20 protein-coding genes and 1 tRNA gene are annotated in these 21,356 nt (G+C 64.4%); 14 read left to right on the forward strand and 7 right to left on the reverse strand.

The genetic code is table 11. The features are described 5' to 3' along the window. A complete protein-coding gene (locus ACYUME_RS22280) occupies positions 1-1,275 on the forward strand; it encodes a uracil-xanthine permease family protein (protein ID WP_460416909.1) in 1,275 nt (424 codons plus the stop codon). 145 nt (positions 1,276-1,420) lie between these two features. Here the strand turns inward: ACYUME_RS22280 and hemH are convergent, their stop codons facing one another. Both hemH and ACYUME_RS22290 read right to left on the reverse strand, forming a co-directional pair. After that, complete coding sequence (gene hemH / locus ACYUME_RS22285) at positions 1,421-2,434, reverse strand: ferrochelatase (protein WP_460416911.1); 1,014 nt, start codon at positions 2,432-2,434, stop codon at positions 1,421-1,423. A 13-nt stretch (positions 2,435-2,447) separates the two neighbouring features. Continuing rightward, positions 2,448-3,353 carry a TIGR01777 family oxidoreductase gene (locus ACYUME_RS22290; protein ID WP_460416913.1) on the reverse strand — a complete coding sequence of 302 codons (906 nt, stop codon included), beginning with the start codon at positions 3,351-3,353 and terminating at the stop codon, positions 2,448-2,450. A gap of 186 nt (positions 3,354-3,539) precedes the next feature. Here ACYUME_RS22290 and ACYUME_RS22295 point away from each other — a divergent pair, with 186 nt between their 5' ends. The 5 genes from ACYUME_RS22295 (at position 3,540) to ACYUME_RS22315 (ending at position 8,610) form a co-directional block, all read left to right on the forward strand. Further along, positions 3,540-4,526 (forward strand): NAD(P)/FAD-dependent oxidoreductase, encoded by a 987-nt coding sequence (locus tag ACYUME_RS22295; protein ID WP_460416915.1) that lies wholly within the window; start codon positions 3,540-3,542, stop codon positions 4,524-4,526. A gap of 105 nt (positions 4,527-4,631) precedes the next feature. Further along, entirely contained in the window at positions 4,632-5,597 is a 966-nt protein-coding gene (locus tag ACYUME_RS22300; protein WP_460416917.1) for a YbgA family protein, read from the forward strand. Further along, positions 5,587-6,456 (forward strand): MerR family transcriptional regulator, encoded by an 870-nt coding sequence (locus ACYUME_RS22305; protein WP_460416919.1) that lies wholly within the window; start codon positions 5,587-5,589, stop codon positions 6,454-6,456. Before ACYUME_RS22300 ends, ACYUME_RS22305 begins: the two co-directional genes overlap by 11 nt. 19 nt (positions 6,457-6,475) lie before the next feature. Beyond that, positions 6,476-7,918 (forward strand): deoxyribodipyrimidine photo-lyase, encoded by a 1,443-nt coding sequence (phrB, locus tag ACYUME_RS22310; protein WP_460416921.1) that lies wholly within the window; start codon positions 6,476-6,478, stop codon positions 7,916-7,918. Further along, entirely contained in the window at positions 7,915-8,610 is a 696-nt protein-coding gene (locus tag ACYUME_RS22315; protein ID WP_460416923.1) for an SDR family NAD(P)-dependent oxidoreductase, read from the forward strand. Before phrB ends, ACYUME_RS22315 begins: the two co-directional genes overlap by 4 nt. Positions 8,611-8,624: 14 nt before the next feature. Here ACYUME_RS22315 and murI read toward each other — a convergent pair whose 3' ends face one another. The 5 genes from murI to hemA are packed head-to-tail and all read right to left on the reverse strand — an operon-like array spanning position 8,625 to position 13,351. After that, entirely contained in the window at positions 8,625-9,422 is a 798-nt protein-coding gene (gene murI, locus ACYUME_RS22320; protein ID WP_460416925.1) for a glutamate racemase, read from the reverse strand. After that, positions 9,415-10,170 carry a molybdopterin-synthase adenylyltransferase MoeB gene (locus ACYUME_RS22325; protein ID WP_279883466.1) on the reverse strand — a complete coding sequence of 252 codons (756 nt, stop codon included), beginning with the start codon at positions 10,168-10,170 and terminating at the stop codon, positions 9,415-9,417. Before ACYUME_RS22325 ends, murI begins: the two co-directional genes overlap by 8 nt. Further along, positions 10,164-10,994: a peptide chain release factor N(5)-glutamine methyltransferase gene (prmC, locus tag ACYUME_RS22330; protein ID WP_279883467.1), complete on the reverse strand. Its 831-nt coding sequence runs from the start codon at positions 10,992-10,994 to the stop codon at positions 10,164-10,166. The genes ACYUME_RS22325 and prmC overlap by 7 nt, the downstream gene beginning before the upstream one ends. After that, positions 10,995-12,077 (reverse strand): peptide chain release factor 1, encoded by a 1,083-nt coding sequence (gene prfA, locus ACYUME_RS22335; protein ID WP_166883864.1) that lies wholly within the window; start codon positions 12,075-12,077, stop codon positions 10,995-10,997. Beyond that, positions 12,074-13,351, reverse strand: a complete 1,278-nt coding sequence (gene hemA, locus ACYUME_RS22340) for a glutamyl-tRNA reductase (RefSeq protein WP_279883468.1) — start codon at positions 13,349-13,351, stop codon at positions 12,074-12,076. Before hemA ends, prfA begins: the two co-directional genes overlap by 4 nt. Positions 13,352-14,425: 1,074 nt before the next feature. Here hemA and ACYUME_RS22345 point away from each other — a divergent pair. From ACYUME_RS22345 to ychF, 8 genes are all read left to right on the forward strand, one after another. Beyond that, on the forward strand, positions 14,426-16,150 hold the full coding sequence (locus ACYUME_RS22345) for a tetratricopeptide repeat protein (RefSeq protein WP_279887949.1): 1,725 nt from the start codon (positions 14,426-14,428) through the stop codon (positions 16,148-16,150). A gap of 3 nt (positions 16,151-16,153) precedes the next feature. Beyond that, the gene (gene lolB / locus ACYUME_RS22350; protein WP_279887950.1) at positions 16,154-16,771 is read left to right on the forward strand and encodes a lipoprotein insertase outer membrane protein LolB; all 618 of its coding nucleotides are present in this window, start codon (positions 16,154-16,156) and stop codon (positions 16,769-16,771) included. Positions 16,772-16,775: 4 nt separating this feature from the next. Next, the gene (gene ispE / locus ACYUME_RS22355) at positions 16,776-17,636 is read left to right on the forward strand and encodes a 4-(cytidine 5'-diphospho)-2-C-methyl-D-erythritol kinase (RefSeq protein ID WP_460416928.1); all 861 of its coding nucleotides are present in this window, start codon (positions 16,776-16,778) and stop codon (positions 17,634-17,636) included. A gap of 20 nt (positions 17,637-17,656) precedes the next feature. After that, a tRNA-Gln gene (locus tag ACYUME_RS22360) sits at positions 17,657-17,731 on the forward strand. Between the two features lie 45 nt (positions 17,732-17,776). Continuing rightward, a complete protein-coding gene (locus tag ACYUME_RS22365; protein WP_016391678.1) occupies positions 17,777-18,718 on the forward strand; it encodes a ribose-phosphate pyrophosphokinase in 942 nt (313 codons plus the stop codon). Between the two features lie 123 nt (positions 18,719-18,841). Further along, positions 18,842-19,438, forward strand: coding sequence for a 50S ribosomal protein L25/general stress protein Ctc (locus tag ACYUME_RS22370; RefSeq protein ID WP_460416930.1), 597 nt, complete (start codon positions 18,842-18,844; stop codon positions 19,436-19,438). A gap of 79 nt (positions 19,439-19,517) precedes the next feature. Continuing rightward, on the forward strand, positions 19,518-20,102 hold the full coding sequence (gene pth / locus ACYUME_RS22375) for an aminoacyl-tRNA hydrolase (protein ID WP_050703727.1): 585 nt from the start codon (positions 19,518-19,520) through the stop codon (positions 20,100-20,102). Positions 20,103-20,124: 22 nt separating this feature from the next. Next, positions 20,125-21,225, forward strand: coding sequence for a redox-regulated ATPase YchF (gene ychF / locus ACYUME_RS22380; RefSeq protein WP_103445718.1), 1,101 nt, complete (start codon positions 20,125-20,127; stop codon positions 21,223-21,225). Positions 21,226-21,356 lie beyond the last annotated feature (131 nt).

A 21,356-nucleotide genomic window follows, 5' to 3' on the forward strand; every position in this document is an offset into this window, starting at 1 on the left:
ATGCAGGACGGCTTCAACGACCCGCTCTGGCGTCAGGTCGTTTCGGGCGCGCAGATGCTTTTCGTGGCATTCGGCGCGCTGGTGCTGATGCCGCTGATCACCGGTCTGGACCCTAACGTGGCGCTGTTCACCGCAGGCCTCGGCACCTTGCTGTTCCAACTGGTGACCGGTCGTCAGGTTCCGGTGTTCCTGGCCTCGAGCTTCGCTTTCATCACCCCGATCATCCTCGCCAAGGGCCAGTTCGGCCTGGCCGCGACCATGGGCGGCGTGATGGCCGCCGGCTTCGTCTACACCTTCATGGGTCTGATGGTGAAGATCAAGGGCACCGGCTTCATCGACCGCATGCTGCCACCGGTGGTGATCGGCCCGGTGATCATCTCCATCGGCCTGGCCATGGCGCCGATCGCCGCCAACATGGCCATGGGCAAGGGTGGTGATGGCAGCGTGCTGATGCCGTACAAGACCGCCATGCTGATCTCGATGCCGGCATTGCTGACCACGCTGATCGTCGCCGTGTTCGGCAAGGGCATCTTCCGCCTGGTGCCAATCATCGCAGGCGTGCTGGTAGGCTTTGGCCTGTCGTTCGCCTTCGGCGTGGTCGACACCGCCAAGATCGCCGCCGCTCCTTGGCTGGAGCTGCCGAAGTTCACCGCGCCGGAGTTCAACTGGCAGGCGATCCTGTTCATCGTACCGGTGGCCCTGGCCCCGGCGATCGAGCATATCGGCGGGGTGATCGCGGTGGGTAGCGTGACGGGTCGCGACTACCTGAAGAAGCCCGGCCTGCACCGCACCCTGCTCGGCGATGGCCTGGCCACCACCGCGGCGGGCATGTTCGGCGGTCCGCCCAATACCACCTACGCCGAGGTGACCGGCGCGGTGATGCTGACCAAGAACTACAACCCGAAGATCATGACCTGGGCGGCGGTGTTCGCCATCACCCTGGCCTTCATCGGCAAGTTCGGCGCATTGCTGCAAAGCATTCCGGTACCGGTGATGGGCGGCATTCTCTGCCTGTTGTTCGGTTCGATCGCGGCGGTGGGCATGAACACCATGATCCGCCACAAGATCGACCTGGCCGAGGCGCGCAACCTGGTGATCGTTTCGGTGACCCTGGTGTTCGGCATCGGCGGCGTGCTGATCGGCAGCGGTGACGGCCCGGACGACTGGGGCCTGAAGGGCATCGCCCTGTGCGCCGTAGTGGCCATTGCGCTGAACCTGATCCTGCCGGGCAACGATGGCTGGAAGAACAAGAAGCTGGATGATCAGCTGCCTTGAGTCTTTCTTGAAATCCTGGGGCCGCCTTGCGGCCCTTTCGCGACACAAGGCCGCTCCTACAGATGATCGCGGTCCCCTGTAGGAGCGGCCTTGTGTCGCGAAAGGGCTGCAAAGCAGCCCCTCGATTCAAAGCTAGGCAAGTTTCTCACGCCTTCTCACACATCCCCGCCAACACCCTCACCCACTCCGGGTGATCATTCAGGCACGGCACCAGCACCAGCTCCTTCCCACCGGCTTCGACGAACTGCTCGCTGCCGCGCATGCCGATCTCTTCCAGCGTCTCGATGCAATCGGCGACGAACGCCGGGCACATCACCAACAGCTTCTTCACACCCGCCTTGCCCAGCTCGTCCAGGCGCGTCTCGGTGTAGGGCTCGATCCACTTGGCCCGGCCCAGGCGCGACTGGAACGACACCGACCACTTGCCGTCCGGGATGCCCATCTTCTCGGCGAACGCCCTGGCCGTGGCCAGGCACTGGCCGCGATAGCACACCGCACGCATCTGGGCGCTGGCGTCCTTGCAGCAGTCGGCGGCCTGGAAATCGTGATTGCCGGTGGGGTCGAGCTTCTTCAGGTGCCGCTCGGGCAAACCATGGAAGCTCAGCAGCAGGTGATCGTAATCCTGTTCCAGGTACGGACGGGCACTGGCCACCAAGGCATCGATGTATTCAGGGTGATCGTAGAACGGCTGCAGAATGCGGGTCTGCAAAGGCAGCTCGCGCTCGGCGATAGTCTGCTTCGCCAACTCCACCACGGTAGTCACGGTGCTGTCGGCGAACTGTGGATAAAGCGGCGCCAGCGTCACCTTGCGCACACCTTGCGCGGTCAGGCGCTCCAGGACTTCCGGCAGGGCCGGTTGTCCATAGCGCATGGCGATCTCCACCGGCCCATGGGGCCAATGGGCAGCCATCGCCTGCTGCAGACGCCGGGTCAGCACCACCAGTGGCGAGCCTTCGTCCCACCAGATCGAGGCATAGGCATGGGCCGACTGCTCCGGGCGCTTGATCAGGATCAGCGACACCAGCAACCGTCGCACCGGCCAGGGCAGATCGATCACGTACGGGTCCATGAGGAACTGGTTGAGGTAACGGCGCACGTCGGCCACCGAGGTGGAGGCCGGCGAACCCAGGTTGACCAGCAGCAGGGCGTGATCGGTCATGCAGCGTCCTATGTCAGAGGCGGCTGGACAGGTTGTCCAGGGCCGATTGCAGATCGTTGAAGCGGAACGTGAAGCCCGCCGCCAGCAAGCGCACCGGACGGGCACGCTGGCCACCAAGCAGCAGCGTCGACAGCTCGCCGAGCCCGGCCTTGAGCACCAGCGCCGGCATCGGCATGAACGCCGGACGATGCAGGGTGCGGCCCAGGCGCTTGGCGAACTCACGGTTGCGCACCGGCTCCGGCGCGCAGGCATTATAGGGACCGCTGGCGTCGTTGTGCTGCAAGAGAAAATCAATGAGGGCGATTTGATCGTCGATATGCACCCAAGGCATCCACTGCCGACCATCGCCCAAAGGCCCGCCCAGTCCCAGCTTGAAAGGCAGGCGCAGGCGCGACAAAAAGCCGCCGTCGGCGGCCAGCACCAGCCCGGTACGCACCAGCACCACGCGCATGCCAAGCGCCTGGGCACGCTGGGCGGTTTCTTCCCAGGCGATGCACAGCTGGCTGGCGAAATCTTCCTTCACCGGGGGTGAGGCCTCCGTGAGCTCGCGCTCGCCGCCATCGCCATACCAGCCCACTGCCGAGCCGGAAATCAGCACTTGCGGACGCTGCTCTCGCCGCTCGAGCCAGGCCAGCAACTGCTCGGTGAGCGTCACCCGGCTAGCCCACAGCAACGAGCGTCGCGTCGCAGTCCAGGGACGATCGGCAATCGGCGCGCCCGCCAGGTTGATGACCGCATCCACGGCATCGTCAGCGGCAATGTCATCCAAGCGGGCGACACCGCGTACACCGGTACCGCAGATTCTCGCCACCTGCTCGGGCCGGCGACTCCAGACCGTCAGGCGATGCCCTTGGCCTCGCCAGAGTTGGCACAGGTGTTGGCCGATCAGGCCGGTACCGCCGGTCAGCAATATATGCATGGCTGTGTCCTCACAGTTGGCGGGCGTGGTCTATTTTTAAGATCAAGGCACTTTTTTGACCAAACGCTCTCGGATAACCATAGGCCAACCTGCCTATCGAGCGGAATAACCTTATACAAACATTGTGCATTGTACAGGTTTGCCTGGCAGCGTAGGCTGCGCATAGCTAGGTTCGAAGAGGCCATCATGACAGTACCTATCGCCATCATCGGAGCCGGCATCGCCGGCCTGTCCGCCGCCCAGGCCCTGCAAAAGGCCGGGCACACCGTTCACTTGTTCGACAAGGGCCATGGCAGCGGGGGGCGCATGGCCAGCAAGCGCAGCGAAGCCGGAGCGCTGGACCTCGGCGCTCAGTACTTCACTGCCCGGGACCGACGCTTCGTCGAGCAAGTTCAACAGTGGGTCGCCGACGGCTGGGCGGCACAGTGGAAACCGCAGCTGTACAACTACCGCGATGGCGAACTGACCCCCTCCCCCGACGAGCAGATCCGCTGGGTCGGCGTACCGCGCATGAGCGCCATTACCCGCGGCCTGCTCAAGGACGTCACGGTCAACTTCGGCTGCCGCATCGCCGAAGTGTTCCGTGGCAAGCAATACTGGCACCTTCAGGACACCGAGGGCTGCAGCCATGGACCATTCAGCCAGGTGGTGATCGCCGTGCCGGCGCCCCAGGCCACGCCGCTGCTGGCCGCAACCCCCAAACTCGCGGCGGTGGTCGCCGGGGTGCAGATGGAGCCGACCTGGGCCATCGCCCTGGGCTTCGAGACGCCGCTCGACACGCCCATGCAAGGCTGCTTCGTGCAGGACAACCCGCTCGACTGGCTGGCGCGCAACCGCAGCAAGCCAGAGCGCGACGAGCACCTGGATACCTGGGTGCTGCATGCGACCTCCAGCTGGAGCAAACAGCACATCGACCTGCCCAAGGAAGAGGTGATCGAACAGCTGTGGGGCGAGTTCGCCGAACTGGTCGGCTGCGTGGTCCCCGCCCCGACCTTCGCCCTCGCCCATCGCTGGCTCTACGCCCGCCCGGCCGGCAACCACGAATGGGGTGCCCTGGCCGATGCCGACCTGGGACTGTACGCCTGCGGCGACTGGTGCCTGTCCGGCCGAGTCGAGGGGGCCTGGCTCAGTGGTCAGGAAGCGGCAAAACGCCTGCTGGAGCATCTGGAGTAACGCAGCGGGAACTTATACAAAAATATTTCTTGTATAAGTTTTCACGTGTGCTGGAATTGACTTGTACAAAACATGCCGCCTGTACAAGTCACTCCGGAGACAGCGATGAACGCCCCTTCCGCGCAGAACAAGCCATGCCTGGCCATCAGCGCCTGCCTGACCGGCCTCAACGTGCGTTACAACGCAGGGCACAAGGCCTCCAGCCTGTGCCTGGAGCTGCTCGACGAACATTTCGACTGGGTCCCGGTGTGCCCCGAGGTCGCCATTGGCCTGGGCACGCCACGCGAGCCCATTCGCCTGGTCGGTGATCCGGCTCATCCCGTCGTCACCGGCTCACGCAATGGCGGCACCGACCTGGCTGGCCCGCTGCGGGCATATGGCGAGCAGATGGCCGAGCAGTTGCAGACGATTTGCGGCTACATCTTCATGCAGAAGTCTCCATCGTGCGGCTTGGAGCGGGTCAAGGTCTACCAGGAAGACGGCCGTGCGCCTCTCCACGGGCGTGGCGCCTATGCCGCGACATTCTGCGCCCTTCGCCCCGACTTGCCGGTCGAAGAGGAAGGCCGTCTGCACGATCCCGTGCTGCGGGAGAACTTCATCACCCGCGTCTATGCCTGCGCCGACTGGCGACAATTGCGAGGCCAGGGCCTGAGCCGCGGCGCCCTGATACGCTTCCACTCACGCTACAAATACCTGCTGATGGCCCACAACCCCCAGGCGTACCGGGCGCTTGGTCGTCTGCTCGGCAACATGAGCCGCACGGACGACCCCGAACACCTGGGACATCATTACTTCCTGCAACTGATGCAGGCTCTGCGCCGATGCGCCAGCAGGGGCACCCACGGCAATGTGCTGCAGCACCTGACAGGCTACCTGCGCAACCATCTCGGTCCGGCGGACAAGGCCGAACTGCAGCAGGTCATCACCCAGTACCAGCAAGGCATGGTGCCACTGGTCGTGCCCCTGACCTTGCTCAGGCACCACCTGCGCAACCACCCCACCGAATACCTGGCGCAACAGGCCTACCTGCGCCCCCACCCTGAAGCCATGGGACTGCGCAATGCCATCTGAAGAACTGTTGCCCATCGGCGAGGTGGCCCGCCTGACCGGTGTCAACCCGGTCACCCTGCGCGCCTGGGAGCGTCGATACGGGCTGATCACGCCCGAGCGCACAGCAAAGGGCCATCGCCTTTATCCACAGGAGCAGGTGGTGCGGGTCCAGGCCGTCCTGCGCTGGCTGGAGCGCGGCGCAGTCGTGAGTCAGGTGCGTGAGCTACTGGATCGCGCCCCGCAGGACGCGCCTGCGCCGCAGGGTGAATGGGGATCGCGGATCGAACAGCTGGTCGGGGCCGTAGGCCGCCTGGCCCAGCGTCCACTGGACCAGCAGCTCAACCAGGCGATGGCCCTCTACCCCGCACGGACCGTCTGCGAACACCTGCTCCTGCCCCTGCTCGACGCGCTTGCCCTGCGCTGGCGAACGGATTTCGATGCGCGCCTGGAGCAGGCCTTCTTCCAAACCTGGCTACGCAGCAAGCTGGGCGCCCGGGTCTACCACGACAGTCATTCGCTGCCAGGCCCCAGCGTGTTGCTAGCGCGCACCGACGAGACGCCTTTCGACGCCCACTTCTGGCTGTGTGCCTGGCTGCTGAGCAGCAATGGCCATGCGCTGGAAATCCTCGAGTGGCCGGTCGAGCCCCGCCAACTGCGCCATGCCATGACGCAATTGCGAGCACGCGCACTGGTACTGCACCTTGGCGGCCACCCCGACATCCGCGCGCTGGGCCGCGCACTGCACGATGTCGATGCACCGAAACTCCTGGGAGGCGCCGCGGTCCTTCTTCATAAGGCTGAACTCGATGCCCTGGATCTACCAGGCTTGCAGCTGTTCGACAGCCCAATGGCCGCCCTGCGCGGCCTCCAGCAATCATGACCGACAGGCTTGTGTCCCTATGCAACTGATCTGGCTACGCAGCGACCTGCGCACCGCCGACAACACCGCCCTGAGCGCCGCCTGCCAGCGCGGCCCGACCGTGGCGCTATGGATCGCCAGCCCCGACCAGTGGCTGGCTCATGACGATGCGCCGTGCAAAGTCGACTTCTGGCTGCGCAACCTGCTCCTGCTGCGCCAGTCTCTGGAGGCGCTGAACATCCCCTTGCTGATCCGCACAGTACCAACCTGGCGCGACGTACCTCAGTGCCTGCTCGATGTCTGTCGTCAGCACCGGATCGAGGCCGTGCACTGGAATGATGAATACGGCATCAACGAAAGCCGACGCGACGAGGCGACCCGCGACCTGCTGCACAATGCAGGCATCAACGCGACCGGTTATCTCGACCAGTTGCTGTTCAAGCCAGGGAGCGTGCTGAACCGCAGTGGTCGCTACTTCCAGGTATTCAGCCAGTTCAAGCGTGTCTGCCTGGACCATCTGCATCGCAGCCTGCCCGCCCTGATTCCTCCAGTGCATCGCCAAGCGCCTGTGGGCATCACCAGCGACCCTATTCCCCGGCATATCGAAGGGTTCGAGAAACCGCCCGAATCCTTGCGCGACTACTGGCCTGCCGGCGAACAGGAAGCGCAACGAAGGCTCGCACGCTTCACCGACGAAGACATCCAGGACTACCCGGAACGGCGCGACCTACCCGCCGAAGCCGGCACCAGCCAGCTCTCCCCTTACCTGGCTGCCGGCGTGCTTTCGCCCCGGCAGTGCCTGCATGCGGCATTGGCCAGCAACCAAGGCGAATTCGACAGCGGCAGCAAAGGTGTGCAGACCTGGATCAACGAACTGCTGTGGCGTGAGTTCTACAAGCATGTCCTGGTGGGCTACCCACACGTCTCACGGCACCGGGCCTTCCGCCCACACACCGAGGCGCTGCCGTGGCGCGACGCCCCGGACGACTTCGCCGCCTGGCAACAGGGCCGTACAGGCTTCCCGATCATTGACGCCGCGATGCGCCAACTACTGCACACCGGGTGGATGCACAACCGCCTGCGCATGATTGTCGCCATGTTTCTCAGCAAGAACCTGCTGATCGACTGGCGCCTGGGTGAGCGGCACTTCATGCGCCACCTGATCGACGGCGACCTGGCCGCCAACAACGGCGGCTGGCAATGGAGCGCGTCGACCGGTACCGACGCGGTACCCTACTTCCGGATATTCAACCCAATCACCCAATCGAATAGATTTGATTCTAAATGTGTATTCATTCGAGAATGGCTCCCCGAGCTGAAAGACCTCGATGACAAAGGAATTCATCAACCTCGGCAATCAGCCGGTCTATTCGAAACGGACCTTTACACGAGACCGATCGTCGATCTTGAAAGTAGTCGCCAGCGGGCACTGGAAGCATTCAAAAGCTTGCCTGGCATGCAGTATCAGGGGGAGCTCTCGTGAGCAGCACACGCACATTCTGGGTTACCGGCGCCACCCAGGGCCTGGGCTTGGCCCTGGCTGAACAACTACTCGAACAGGGGCACCGAGTTGCCGTCAGCAGTGGCGAAAGCCCTTCGCTCGACGCGCTGCTGGCACGCTACGGCGCCGACCTGCTGGCGCTGCCAGCGCAGTTGCAGGAGCCCGCGCAAGCCGAACTCGCCAGCCAGCGATTGCTGGCGACATGGGGCATGCTCGACGGCTTGATCATCAACGCCGGGGCCTGCGACTACCTGCCAGCCGACCTGCCGCAAAGCGAGCTGTTCGAGCGGATCGTCAGCAGCAACCTGCGCGCGATGGAAAACCTTGTCGAGCACGCCACCCCCTTGCTGATCAAAGGGGAAAAACCGCAGGTGGTGGGGATTTTCAGCCCTTATTCGGCACTGCAACTGCACGAGCCGAACCAACCACTGAGCGGGAACAACAGTGCCGTGCACTGGCTGCGCGAACGACGTCAGCACATGAAGGCGCAGGGCATCGACCTCACCATCGTGGCGCCACAGTCGCTGAAAACACCGGTGACCCCATTGCAGGCCATTCCGGAACCCTGGACGGCTGAACAAGCGGCACAGGCGCTGTTGATGCGCCTGGACCAACGCGATTCGGAGCTGGTGCTTGAGGTTCTGAGCCCGACCGAACTGTGGCCATTGCCATAGAGGCCCGCCTTGTCCTAGGGCAAGAAGCGCTGCACGCTGGCTGGCTGCGTCCACAACAGCGGCAGCACCTTCTGCATGCCCGCCGGCTCGCCGCTGCTCCAGAACGCCGTGGTCCGTGCCGGCTGGTCACTGAGCAGATCGCGCGCGCCCAGCAAGCGCTGCAGTTGCCGCGCCACGGCGGCGCCCGTGTCGATGATCGCGACGTCCGCTGGCACCATGGTCGCGAGCATCGGGCGCAAGAACGGGTAATGCGTGCAACCGAGGATCAGCGTATCGCATCCGGCCGCCAGCAGAGGTTGCACATATTGCAGCAGCAATTGGCGTAGCTCGGCACTCGTCAGGTCGCCGGTCTCGATGCGCTCGACCAGTCCGGGGCATGGCTGAGTGACGACCCGCACATCGCTGGCGAAGCGATCGAGCAAGGCGGCGAATTTGGCACTCTGCAGCGTGCCGGTGGTAGCCAGCACCCCGACCACGCCCGAACGGGTCGCCGCCGCCGCCGGTTTTACCGCCGGTTCCATGCCCACCAGGGGCCAGTCGGGATACAGCTCGCGCAGATCGGCCACGGCGGCCACGGTAGCAGTGTTGCAAGCCAGGACCATGGCCTTGGCACCTTGCTCGTGGAAGAACGCGGCGATATGGCGCAGGCGTTGGCGGATGTAGTCCGGGGACTTCTCGCCATAGGGCACATGGCCGCTGTCGGCCACATACAGTAGCGATTCGTTGGGCAGCAGCCGCTGGATCTCGGCAAGTACCGACAAGCCGCCGACCCCCGAGTCCATCACGCCGACCGGCGCCGCGCGATCAGCCATGGCGGCTGGCACACACGGCGCAGGCCGGGTCGCGCTTGACCCGCAGTTCACGCATGCGCGTGCCGAGGGCATCGATCAACAGCAACCGGCCCACCAGCGGCTCGCCGAAGCCTGCCAGCAGCTTCAACGCCTCCAGTGCCTGCAGGCTGCCCACCAGCCCTACCAGCGGGCCGATCACGCCGGCCTCGCTGCAGGTCAGCTCGGCGTCGCTGCCATGACCATAGAGGCAGTGGTAGCAAGGGCTGCTGTCGCGTCGCGTGTCGAATACCGACAGCTGCCCTTCCAGGCGGATCGCCGCGCCACTGACCAGCGGCTTGCCGGCAACGACGCAGGCAGCATTGACCGCTTCGCGGGTGGTGAAGTTATCGGAGCAGTCGAGCACCACGTCGACCGCCGCCACGGCAGCGGCCAGCGAGTCCTCGTCGAGGGCCTGGCGGTGGGCGACCAGGGTGATCTCGGGATTGATCGCCCGCAGGCGCTTGATGGCCGAATCCACCTTGCTCATGCCGACGCTGTCGCTGTCATGGATTATCTGGCGTTGCAGATTGGTCAGGTCGACGGTATCGAAGTCCGCCAGATGCAGCTCGCCGACACCCGCCGCGCCCAGATACAGCGCCACCGGCGAGCCGAGCCCGCCCACGCCGACCACCAGCGCCTTGCCGTGCTTGAGGCGCAGCTGGCCGTCGATATCCACCTGCGACAGCAGGATCTGCCGGCTGTAACGCAACAGCTCCTGGTCGGTCAGCATGGCAGGCGCCCCAAGCTGATGCGCTCATGGCCACCCAGGTCGAGGCGGCTGGCAACGTCGGTGAAACCGCTCGAAGCCAGCAGCTCACGCACTGCACTGGCCTGGTCGTAACCATGCTCGAGCAGCAGCCAGCCACCGGGCAGCAGGTATTGCGGCGCCTGGGCGACGATCACCCGCAGGTCGTCCAGGCCGTCTTCGCCCGCCACCAGGGCGCTACTGGGTTCAAAACGCACATCCCCGGCCACCAGGTGCGGGTCTTGCGCGCGGATGTAGGGGGGGTTGCTCAGGATCATGTCGAACCGCTCGCCGCCAAGGGCGTCATACCAGTGGCTGACGCGCACCTGGACGTTGCCCAGCCCTAGACGCTGGCGATTGCGCTCGGCCAGTGCCACGGCCTCCTCGACACGGTCCACCGCCGTCACCTGCCATCCCGGACATTCGCTGGCCAGGGCCAAGGCGATGGCCCCCGTGCCGGTCCCCAGGTCGAGCACCCGCGCCGGTTTCGGCGACATCCGCTCAAGGGCGGTTTCCACCAGCAGTTCGGTATCCGGGCGCGGGATCAACGTGTGCGGCGCGACCTCCAGGTCGAGCTTCCAGAACCCCTGCTGGCCCAGAATGTAGGCCACCGGTTCGCCGGCGCGACGGCGCTCGAGGTAGCCGGCGAAGGTCTCGGCCGCCTCGCTGCTGACGATGCGCTCGGGCCAGGTGTGCAGGTAGCTGCGCGACTTGCCCAGGGCGGCAGCCAGCAGCAGCTCGGCGTCCAGGCGCTCGGTCGGTGACTCCGGCAGCTGCGCGTTGCGCAGCAGGCTGGCGATGATGGTCATTCAATCCCCCAGGGCGGCCAGCTGATCGGCCTGGTATTCGGCCAGCAGCGGCTCGATCACGGCTTCCACGCCGCCGGCGAGAATGTCGTCCAGGGAGTAGAGGGTGAGGTTGATACGGTGGTCGGTGACCCGGCCCTGTGGATAGTTGTAGGTGCGGATACGCTCGGAGCGATCGCCCGAGCCCACCAGCAGCTTGCGCTCGCTGGCGATGGCGTTCTGCGCGGCGCTGGTCTGCATGTCGTTGAGCTTGGCCGACAGCCAGGACATGGCGCGGGCACGGTTCTTGTGCTGGGAGCGCTCTTCCTGGCACTCGACCACGATACCGGTGGGCAAGTGGGTGATACGGATCGCCGAGTCGGTCTTGTTGACGTGCTGGCCGCCAGCGCCGGAGGCGCGGTAAGTGTCCACGCGCAGGTCGGCCGGGTTGATCTCGATGGCCACCTGCTCGTCGGGCTCGGGCAGCACCGCCACGGTGCAGGCCGAGGTGTGGATGCGCCCCTGGGACTCGGTCTCGGGCACGCGCTGCACGCGGTGCGCGCCGGACTCGAATTTCAGCTTGCCGTAGACGCTGTCGCCTTCGACCCGGGCGATGATCTCCTTGTAGCCGCCGTGCTCGCCTTCGTTCTCGGAAAGAATTTCCAGGCGCCAGCCGCGTTTTTCGGCATAGCGCGAATACATGCGGAACAGGTCGCCGGAGAAGATCGCCGCTTCGTCGCCACCGGTGCCGGCGCGGATTTCCAGGAACACGTTGCGCCCATCGTTGGGGTCCTTGGGCAGCAGCATGCGTTGCAGCTGCGACTCCAGCCCGACCAGCTGCTCCTTGGCTTCGCGCACTTCCTCCACGGCCATTTCACGCAGGTCCGGGTCGGCGTCCTTGAGCAGCGCCTGGGCGCCCTCGAGGTCGTCCTGGACCTTGCGCCACTCTTTATAGGCGCCGATCACCGGCTCGACCTCGGCGTACTCGCGGGAGTAAGCACGAAAACGGGTCTGGTCGGAAATGACTTCGGCGTCACCGAGCAGCGCGGTGAGTTCCTCGAAGCGGTCCTGGAGCGTGTCCAGTTTGTTCAGCAGCGACGCTTTCATTGCGGGGTCTTGTCCGTCGAGCCCTCGTGGAGGGCGAAGAGTTCCTGGGCCATGGCCAGCGCATCGAGGCGGCCTTCGGCAGAGAGCTTTTTCAGTTGCACGCTGGGTGCATGCAGGAGTTTGTTGGTCAGGCCCCTCGCCAGCTGCAGCAGCACGTCTTCGGGATTGCCGCCGTTGGCCAGCAGGCGCTGGGCTTTCTGCAGTTCTTCGTCGCGCAGCCGTTCGCTCTGCTGCCGGTAGGCCTTGAGCACGTCCACCGCCGCCAGCTCGCGCAGGCGCACCATGAAGTCGTCAGCGCCGGCCGAAACCAGCTCCTCGGCGGCCTGGGCCGCGCCCTGGCGGCTCTTGAGGTTTTCCGCGACCACTTCATGCAGGTCGTCGACGGTATAGAGGTAGACGTCGTCCAGCTCGCCGACCTGCGACTCGATGTCGCGCGGCACGGCGATGTCGACCATGAAGATCGGTTTGTGCCGGCGCTGCTTCAGCGCGCTTTCCACCGCGCCCTTGCCGAGGATCGGCAGCTGGCTGGCGGTGGAGCTGATGACGATGTCGCTGTTGGCCAGCTCTTGCGGAATGTCCGAGAGCAGCACGGCATGGGCGCCGAACTGCTCGGCAAGGATGCTGGCGCGCTCCAGGGTACGGTTGGCCACGACGATACGGCGCACGCCCTGCTCGTGCAGATGGCGAGCGACCAGGGTGATGGTCTCGCCGGCGCCGATCAGCAGCGCCTGGCTGCGGCCCAGGTCGGAGAAGATCTGCCTGGCCAGGCTCACCGCGGCGAACGCCACCGACACTGGGTTCTCGCCGATGGCGGTGTCGGTGCGTACTTGCTTGGCGGCGCTGAAGGTGGCCTGGAACAGGCGCCCGAGCAGCGGCCCGACGGTGCCGGCTTCGCGGGCCACCGCGTAGGCCGATTTCATCTGGCCGAGGATCTGCGGCTCGCCGAGCACCAGCGAATCCAGGCCCGAGGCCACGCGCATCATGTGCCTGACCGCGTCGTGATCCTCGTGGATGTAAGCGCTGGCACGCAGCTCCTCGAGGCTCAGCTGGTGATAGTCGGCCAGCCACTGCAGCACGGCATCGGCGGCGAGGTGGTCCTGTTCGATATAGAGTTCGCTGCGGTTGCAGGTCGACAGGATCGCAGCCTCGCGGCTGGCGGTCAGTCGGCACAGCTGCTGCAGGGCGTCGACCAGCTGCTCTGGAGTAAACGCCACGCGCTCGCGTACGTCTACCGAGGCAGTCTTATGGTTGATACCAAGTGCAAGAAAGGCCATGCAAGGTCGCTGGTTGGGACGTGAAGCCGATAATTGTCCTACTTCGCAGGTTTTAGAACAACCACCGTTCGCTATTGTGCTGATGAGGCCGGTCTATCGGCCCGCACCTTCCCCCTCCCCGCCGTTGCCGTTGCCGTTGCCGTTGCCGTTGCCGTTGCCGTTGCCGTTGCCGTTGCCGTTGCCGTTGCCGATCAGGAGTCTAGCGCCATACCCAGCTAGCGACAGCTGCGCCAGTCCAGGCGCCGCCCGTAACTTCGCGACTTCAGGAGGCCGAACGCAGGCCTTGCGGAGGGAGGTGACGGGCATGGATGCCCGTCAAGCGCTGCGGCCCAGGATGGGCCGTTCAGCGCGGTCCTCCCGGGAGCAAGGCCGGAGTGAGGGGACCCGGAGCGCAGCGGAGGGCCGGATGAATGGAGCGCAGCGTTTTTTGGTTACTTTTTGTCGCGTTTGACAAAAAGTGACCCGCCGTAAGGGCGGAAAGGTGACTATGCGTCGACATCGTAAATGAATGCGCTTGCACCTGTAGAAACCCACGCCGACCGACTTTGACTTTGACTTTGACTTTGACTTTGACTTTGACTTTCAGAGCGTGAGTTTTGAAAGTTATACGCTCATTCATTGGCGATGGCGACGCGTAGTCACCTTTCCGCCCTTACGGCGGGTCCCTTTTTGAAGGATCAAAAAGGAACCAAAAAATCCTCGCTCCATTCATCCGGCCCCTACGCTTCGCTCCGGGGTCCCCTCACTCCGGTCTTGCTCCCGGGAGGACCGCGCTGAACGCCCCATCCTGGGGCGCAGCGCTTGACGGGCATCCATGCCCGTCACCTCCCTCCGCAAGACCTGCGTTCGGCCTCCTGAAGTCGCATTTTGCGTTGCCTGAACTACCGCGCGCGGAAAGGCAAAGGCAAAGGCAAAGGCAAAAGCTGGATGCCGTGGAGTGGTTGCGAACCACCGCCCCGGCGCACTGTCCCTATACTGCGAAGCGCCGCTTCACATCACGACCTTAGCAGGTGGGTTTGCCACCGCGCTTGTGTCATCATGCTCCGACCGCCGGTTAGCCCTCCAAAGCCCCCTATGAACAAACCCTACGCATTGCTGCTTGCCCTCGCCCTGCTCCAGGGCTGCCAGAGCCTGGCCCCGCAGAAGACGGACGCCCAGTCGCCCGCCGCCGACGCCAGCAAGAGCGCGGAAAAGCCCGTGGTGTACGGATCGTTCAAGCAAGACACCCTGTACAGCCTGCTGGTGGCCGAGCTGGCCGGCCAGCGCAACCGCTTCGACATCGCCCTGGCCAACTACACCGACCAGGCCGAGAAGACCCAGGACCCAGGCGTCTCCGAGCGCGCCTACCGCATCGCCGAATACCTCGGCGCCGACGAGCCCGCCCTGGAAAGCGCGCTGATCTGGGCCCGCAACGCCCCGCAGGACCTCGACGCCCAGCGCGCCGCCGCCATCCAGCTGGCCCGCGCCGGACGCTACGACGACGCCATGGTCTACATGGAAAAAGTACTGCAGGGCCAGGGCGACACCCATTTCGACTTCCTCGCCCTGTCGGCGGCAGAAACCGACCAGGGCACCCGCGACGGCCTGATGCAAAGCTTCGACCGCCTGCTGGTGAAATACCCCGAAAACGGCCAGCTGATCTTCGGCAAGGCACTGCTGCTCAACCAGGACGACAAGCCCGAACAGGCCCTCGACCTGCTCGAAAGCCACCCGCCGCAGAACGGTGAAATCGCCCCGGTGCTGCTGCGCGCCCGCCTGCTGCAGGCGCTGGACCGCGGCCCCGAGGCACTGCCGCTGCTGCGCGGCGCGATCCGCGACAACCCCGACGACAAGCGCCTGCGCCTGACCTACGCGCGCACCCTGGTCGAACAGGACCGCATCGACGATGCCAAGGCCGAGTTCGAAAGCCTGCTGCAGCAGTACCCCGAAGACGACGAAATCCGCTATTCCCTGGCCCTGGTATGCCTGGAAACCAAGCACTGGGACGAAGCCGAGGGCTACCTGCAGGAATTGGTCGAGCGCGATGCCAACGTCGACGCCGCCCACCTCAACCTCGGCCGCATCCGCGAAGAGCGCAGCCAGCCGGCCGCCGCCTTGCGCGAATACGCCCTGGTCGGCCCTGGCCCGGACTATCTGCCAGCACAATTGCGCCAGGCCGACATCCTCATCGCCAATGGCCGCACCGCCGAGGCCTCGCGCCTGCTCGCCGAAGCCCGCGAAGCGCAGCCCGACTACGCCATCCAGCTGTACCTGATCGAAGCCGAGAGCCTGGGCAACAACGGCAAGGAGGCCCAGGCCGGCCAGGTACTGGAGCAGGCGATCAAGCGCTACCCGGACGATCTCAACCTGCTCTATACCCGCGCCATGCTTGCCGAGAAGCGCAACGACCTGGCGCAGATGGAGAAAGACCTGCGCGCCATTCTCGTCCGCGAGCCGGAAAACGCCATGGCCCTCAACGCCCTGGGCTATACCCTGGCCGACCGCACCACCCGCTACGCCGAGGCGAAAGCCCTGATCGATAAGGCCCACCAGCTCACCCCGGACGACCCGGCGGTGCTCGACAGCCTGGGCTGGATCGCCTACCGCATGGGCAATCTCGAGGAGGCCGAGCGCCAGCTGCGCCTGGCCTTCGAGCGCTTCCCCGACCATGAAGTCGCCGCCCACCTGGGTGAAGTCCTGTGGGCCAACGGCAAGCGCCGCGAAGCCCGTCAAGTCTGGGCCAAGGGTTTCGAAGCCCAGGCCGACAGCCCCATCCTGCGCAAGACTCTGCTGCGCCTGACCGGATCCGAGAGCCTGTAAACCATGTTCCTGCGTCATTGCATCACCTTCACCCTCATCGCCCTGCTCGCCGGCTGCGCCGGTTTCGGCAGCAAGGAAGCCGTGCAAGGCCAGGGCAGCCCACAGCTGTGGCGCGAGCACAAGCAGCAACTGGGCAACCTCGACGGCTGGCAGATCAGCGGCAAGGTCGGCATCCGCGCCCCACGCGACTCCGGCAGCGGCACGCTGTTCTGGCTGCAGCGCCAGGACTACTACGACATCCGCCTGGCCGGCCCGCTGGGCCGCGGCGCGGCACGCCTGACCGGACGCCCCGGCGGTGTGGTGCTGGAAGTGGCCAACCAGGGCCGCTATGAGGCCGAGAACCCCGAGACCCTGCTGGAAGAACAGCTGGGTTGGCGCCTGCCGGTGTCCCACCTGGTCTGGTGGGTGCGCGGCCTGCCCGCCCCGGACAGCAAGAGCCAGCTGACCCTCGATGGCGACAGCCGCCTGGCCAGCCTCGACCAGGATGGCTGGAAGGTCCAATACCTCAGCTATATAGAACAGAACGGCTACTGGCTGCCCGAGCGCCTGAAGCTGCACGGCGAGAACATCGACGTGACCCTGGTGGTCAAGGACTGGCAACCTCGCCAGCTGGGGCACTGATTCGATGGCAAAGCTCACACTGCCCGCCCCGGCCAAGCTCAACCTGTGGTTGCACATCACCGGCCGCCGCGCCGACGGTTATCACGAGCTGGAAACCGTGTTCCAGTTCCTCGACCACGGCGATGAACTGGGCTTCGCGCTACGCGAGGACGGCGTGATACGCCTGCACAACGAGATCGCCGACGTCCCCCACGACAGCAACCTGATCGTGCGTGCCGCGCGCATGCTCCAGGAACGGTCCGGCACCACCCTGGGCGCCGACATCTGGCTGCACAAGGTACTGCCCATGGGCGGCGGCATCGGCGGCGGCAGCTCCGACGCGGCGACCACCCTGCTGGCACTCGCCCACCTGTGGCAACTCGATTGGGACGAAGATCGCCTGGCCGTGCTGGGCCTCGCGCTCGGTGCCGATGTGCCGGTATTCGTGCGCGGCCACGCGGCGTTCGCCCAGGGTGTTGGCGAACAACTTACCCCGGTCGATCCCGAGGAACCCTGGTACGTCGTGCTGGTGCCGCAAGTGTCTGTCAGCACAGCGGAAATTTTTTCGCATCCGGAGTTGACACGTGATTCCCTCCCCCTTAAGATGCGCCCCGTTCCCGAGGGAAACAGTCGAAATGACTGCCAACCGGTAGTAGAGCAACGTTATCCAGAAGTTCGCAATGCGCTGATTTCACTGGGTAAATTCACCGAAGCTCGAATGACCGGAACTGGAAGTTGTGTGTTTGGGGCCTTCCCAAGCAAAGCCGAAGCTGATAGAGTTCTGGCCCTTCTTTCAGAGACCCAAACAGGGTTTGTGGCGAAAGGAAGCAACGTTTCGATGTTGCATCGCAAGCTGCAAAGTCTGATCAAGAAGTCGAGTTCATAAGAGCTCGCAGCAACAGATACAGGGGCGTCGCCAAGCGGTAAGGCAGCAGGTTTTGATCCTGCCATGCGTTGGTTCGAATCCAGCCGCCCCTGCCATTTCTTATACTCATCCAGGTTACCCTCAGCCTCCAGGTACTGCGCGTGTCCAAGATGATGGTCTTCACGGGGAATGCCAACCCCGATCTGGCTCGGCGTGTCGTACGTCAGCTGCATATTCCACTGGGTGACGTGTCTGTCGGTAAGTTCTCCGACGGCGAGATCAGTGCTGAAATCAATGAAAATGTCCGCGGTAAAGACGTCTTCATCATTCAGCCCACCTGTGCTCCAACCAACGACAACCTGATGGAACTGGTAGTGATGGCCGATGCCTTCCGCCGCTCCTCAGCGTCGCGAATCACCGCCGTGATTCCCTACTTCGGATACGCCCGCCAGGACCGCCGTCCGCGTTCGGCACGTGTAGCCATCAGCGCCAAAGTCGTCGCTGACATGCTCACTGTCGTGGGTATCGACCGTGTACTCACCGTCGACCTGCACGCTGACCAGATCCAGGGCTTCTTCGATATCCCCGTCGACAACATCTACGGCTCGCCCGTGCTGGTCGACGACATCGAGGACCAGCGTTTCGAGAACCTGATGATCGTTTCCCCGGACATCGGTGGTGTGGTGCGCGCTCGCGCCGTCGCCAAGTCCCTGGGCGTCGATCTCGGGATCATCGACAAGCGCCGCGAGAAAGCTAACCACTCCGAGGTGATGCACATCATCGGCGACGTCGAGGGACGCACTTGCATCCTGGTAGACGACATGGTCGACACCGCCGGCACCCTGTGCCACGCGGCCAAGGCCCTGAAAGAACACGGTGCCGCCAAGGTCTATGCCTACTGCACGCACCCTGTGCTGTCGGGCCGTGCGATCGAGAACATCGAGAAGTCGGTACTGGACGAGCTGGTGGTGACCAACACCGTTCCGCTGTCCGCCGCTGCTCAAGCCTGTGACCGTATCCGCCAGCTGGATATCGCACCGGTTGTCGCTGAAGCGGTGCGCCGCATCAGCAACGAAGAATCGATCAGCGCGATGTTCCGCTAAGCGGAACACTCGCTGACGAAAAGCGCCCCGCCCCAACACTGGTTGTTGGGGCGGGGCTTTTTTGCCATCCCCGCCTGGCGCTGGTCGCAAACGCCTTGCGGGAGGCTAATTTGGAGAAACAAAATGACTGACTTCATCCTGAACGCCCAAGCGCGTACTGACCTGGGGAAAGGTGCGAGCCGCCGCCTGCGTCACTCCGCCAACATCCCTGCCGTTGTCTACGGTGGCGATAAAGAAGCCCAATCCCTGACCATCCTGGCCAAGGAAATCGCCAAGCTGTTCGAAAACGAAGCTGCCTTCAGCCACGTTATCGAGCTGAACGTCGATGGCGCCAAGCAGAACGTCGTGGTCAAGGCCATGCAACGTCACCCGGCCAAAGGCTTCATCATGCACGCCGACTTCGTTCGCGTCGTTGCTGGCCAGAAGCTGACCGCCAAGGTTCCAGTTCACTTCGTCGGTGAAGAAGCCCCGGTCAAGAAAGGCGGCGAGATCTCGCACGTCGTTTCCGAGATCGAAGTGTCCTGCGAAGCCAAGGACCTGCCTGAGTTCATCGAAGTCGACCTGTCCAAGGCCGAAATCGGCACCATCATCCACCTGTCGGACCTGAAAGCTCCGAAAGGCGTAGAGTTCGTCGCTCTGGCCCACGGTGATGACAAAGCTGTCGCCAACGTCCACGCCCCGCGCGTAGCCGCTGACGCTGCTGAAGGCGCTGCCGAGTAATCCACTCGCACGCCGGCGTTGATCGGGTTACAGTGCCGCGCGCACCGTAACCCACCAACTCCAAGGAAGAGCCCCTGACGTGACCGCCATCCAGTTGATCGTCGGCCTGGGTAACCCCGGCCCCGAATACGAACAGACCCGGCATAACGCAGGGGCTCTTTTCGTTGAACGCCTCGCCAGCGCCCAGCGCGTCTCGCTGTCCGCTGACAAAAAGTATTTCGGCCTGACGGCTAAGTTCAGCCATCAGGGCAACGATGTTCGCCTGTTGATCCCCACCACCTACATGAACCGTAGCGGCCAGTCCGTGGCGGCCCTGGCGAATTTCTTCCGCATCAAGCCGGAAGCGATCTTGGTGGCCCACGACGAACTCGACCTGCCTCCCGGCGTCGCCAAGCTCAAGAAGGGCGGCGGCCATGGCGGGCACAACGGCCTGCGCGACATCATCGCGCAGCTCGGCAACCAGAACGACTTCCACCGCCTGCGGCTTGGCATTGGCCACCCGGGCGACGCCAAACTGGTCTCCAACTTCGTCCTGGGCCGCGCGCCGCGCGCCGAGCAGGAGAAGCTCGACGCCAGCATCGATTTTGCCCTCGGCGTGATGCCCGACGTGCTGGCCGGCGACTTCGCCAAGGCCATGCGCGAGCTGCACAGCCAGAAGGCCTGACATTCAAGAAAGGGGAATATCCATGGGTTTCAATTGCGGCATCGTCGGCCTGCCCAACGTCGGCAAGTCCACCCTGTTCAACGCCCTGACCAAGTCCGGCATCGCGGCGGAGAACTTCCCCTTCTGCACCATCGAGCCGAACAGCGGCATCGTGCCGATGCCCGACGCGCGCCTGGCCGCGCTGGCCGAGATCGTCAAACCCAACCGCATCCTGCCGACCACCATGGAGTTCGTCGACATCGCCGGCCTGGTGGCTGGTGCCTCCAAGGGTGAAGGCCTGGGCAACAAGTTCCTCGCCAACATTCGCGAGACCGACGCGATCGCCCATGTGGTGCGCTGCTTCGAAGACGAGAACGTGATCCACGTTTCCAACAGCGTCGACCCCAAGCGCGACATCGAGATCATCGACCTGGAACTGATCTTCGCCGACCTCGACAGCTGCGAGAAGCAACTGCAGAAGGTCGCCCGCAACGCCAAGGGCGGCGACAAGGATGCCCTGGCGCAGAAGGCCATCCTGGAAAAACTGATTCCGCACTTCACCGAAGGCAAGCCGGCACGCAGCCTGATGAAGAACATGGCTGACGACGAAAAAGCAGTCATCCGTGGCTTCCACCTGCTGACCAGCAAGCCGGTGATGTACATCGCCAACGTTGCCGAAGATGGCTTCGAAGATAACCCGCACCTGGACGTGGTCAAGGCCATCGCCGAAGAAGAAGGCGCGGTGGTGGTGCCGGTGTGCAACAAGATCGAAGCCGAGATCGCCGAGCTGGACGACGGCGAAGAGAAGGACATGTTCCTCGAGGCCCTGGGCCTGGAAGAGCCAGGCCTGAACCGCGTGATCCGCGCCGGCTACGAGCTGCTCAACCTACAGACCTACTTCACTGCCGGCGTGCAGGAAGTCCGCGCCTGGACCGTGCGCGTCGGCGCCACCGCGCCACAGGCTGCGGGCGTGATCCACACCGACTTCGAGAAAGGCTTCATCCGCGCCGAAGTGGTGGCCTACGATGACTTCATCCAGTTCAAGGGCGAAGGCGGTGCCAAGGAAGCCGGCAAATGGCGCCTGGAAGGCAAGGACTACATCGTCAAGGACGGTGACGTGATGCACTTCCGCTTCAACGTCTAAGCGCAAGCCGGCGTCCCCCATCGCGGGGCAAGCCCGCTCCCCCTGACTCGATTGAGGATCTGTGGGAGCGGGCTTGCCCCGCGATGCGTTTGCGCGGGGAAAAGCTACCCCACGACACAAATTCCGTCAGG

It is taken from the genome of Pseudomonas sp. microsymbiont 2, assembly GCF_054788395.1.

Bases quoted from the DNA above. Each gene is read 5' to 3' on its own strand.
- ACYUME_RS22280 (WP_460416909.1), top strand. From the start codon at position 1: ATGCAGGACGGCTTCAACGACCCGCTCTGGCGTCAGGTCGTTTCGGGC.
- hemH (WP_460416911.1), bottom strand. From the start codon at position 2,434: ATGACCGATCACGCCCTGCTGCTGGTCAACCTGGGTTCGCCGGCCTCC.
- ACYUME_RS22290 (WP_460416913.1), bottom strand. From the start codon at position 3,353: ATGCATATATTGCTGACCGGCGGTACCGGCCTGATCGGCCAACACCTG.
- ACYUME_RS22295 (WP_460416915.1), top strand. From the start codon at position 3,540: ATGACAGTACCTATCGCCATCATCGGAGCCGGCATCGCCGGCCTGTCC.
- ACYUME_RS22300 (WP_460416917.1), top strand. From the start codon at position 4,632: ATGAACGCCCCTTCCGCGCAGAACAAGCCATGCCTGGCCATCAGCGCC.
- ACYUME_RS22305 (WP_460416919.1), top strand. From the start codon at position 5,587: ATGCCATCTGAAGAACTGTTGCCCATCGGCGAGGTGGCCCGCCTGACC.
- phrB (WP_460416921.1), top strand. From the start codon at position 6,476: ATGCAACTGATCTGGCTACGCAGCGACCTGCGCACCGCCGACAACACC.
- murI (WP_460416925.1), bottom strand. From the start codon at position 9,422: ATGGCTGATCGCGCGGCGCCGGTCGGCGTGATGGACTCGGGGGTCGGC.
- ACYUME_RS22325 (WP_279883466.1), bottom strand. From the start codon at position 10,170: ATGCTGACCGACCAGGAGCTGTTGCGTTACAGCCGGCAGATCCTGCTG.
- prmC (WP_279883467.1), bottom strand. From the start codon at position 10,994: ATGACCATCATCGCCAGCCTGCTGCGCAACGCGCAGCTGCCGGAGTCA.
- prfA (WP_166883864.1), bottom strand. From the start codon at position 12,077: ATGAAAGCGTCGCTGCTGAACAAACTGGACACGCTCCAGGACCGCTTC.
- hemA (WP_279883468.1), bottom strand. From the start codon at position 13,351: ATGGCCTTTCTTGCACTTGGTATCAACCATAAGACTGCCTCGGTAGAC.
- ACYUME_RS22345 (WP_279887949.1), top strand. From the start codon at position 14,426: ATGAACAAACCCTACGCATTGCTGCTTGCCCTCGCCCTGCTCCAGGGC.
- lolB (WP_279887950.1), top strand. From the start codon at position 16,154: ATGTTCCTGCGTCATTGCATCACCTTCACCCTCATCGCCCTGCTCGCC.
- ispE (WP_460416928.1), top strand. From the start codon at position 16,776: ATGGCAAAGCTCACACTGCCCGCCCCGGCCAAGCTCAACCTGTGGTTG.
- ACYUME_RS22370 (WP_460416930.1), top strand. From the start codon at position 18,842: ATGACTGACTTCATCCTGAACGCCCAAGCGCGTACTGACCTGGGGAAA.
- ychF (WP_103445718.1), top strand. From the start codon at position 20,125: ATGGGTTTCAATTGCGGCATCGTCGGCCTGCCCAACGTCGGCAAGTCC.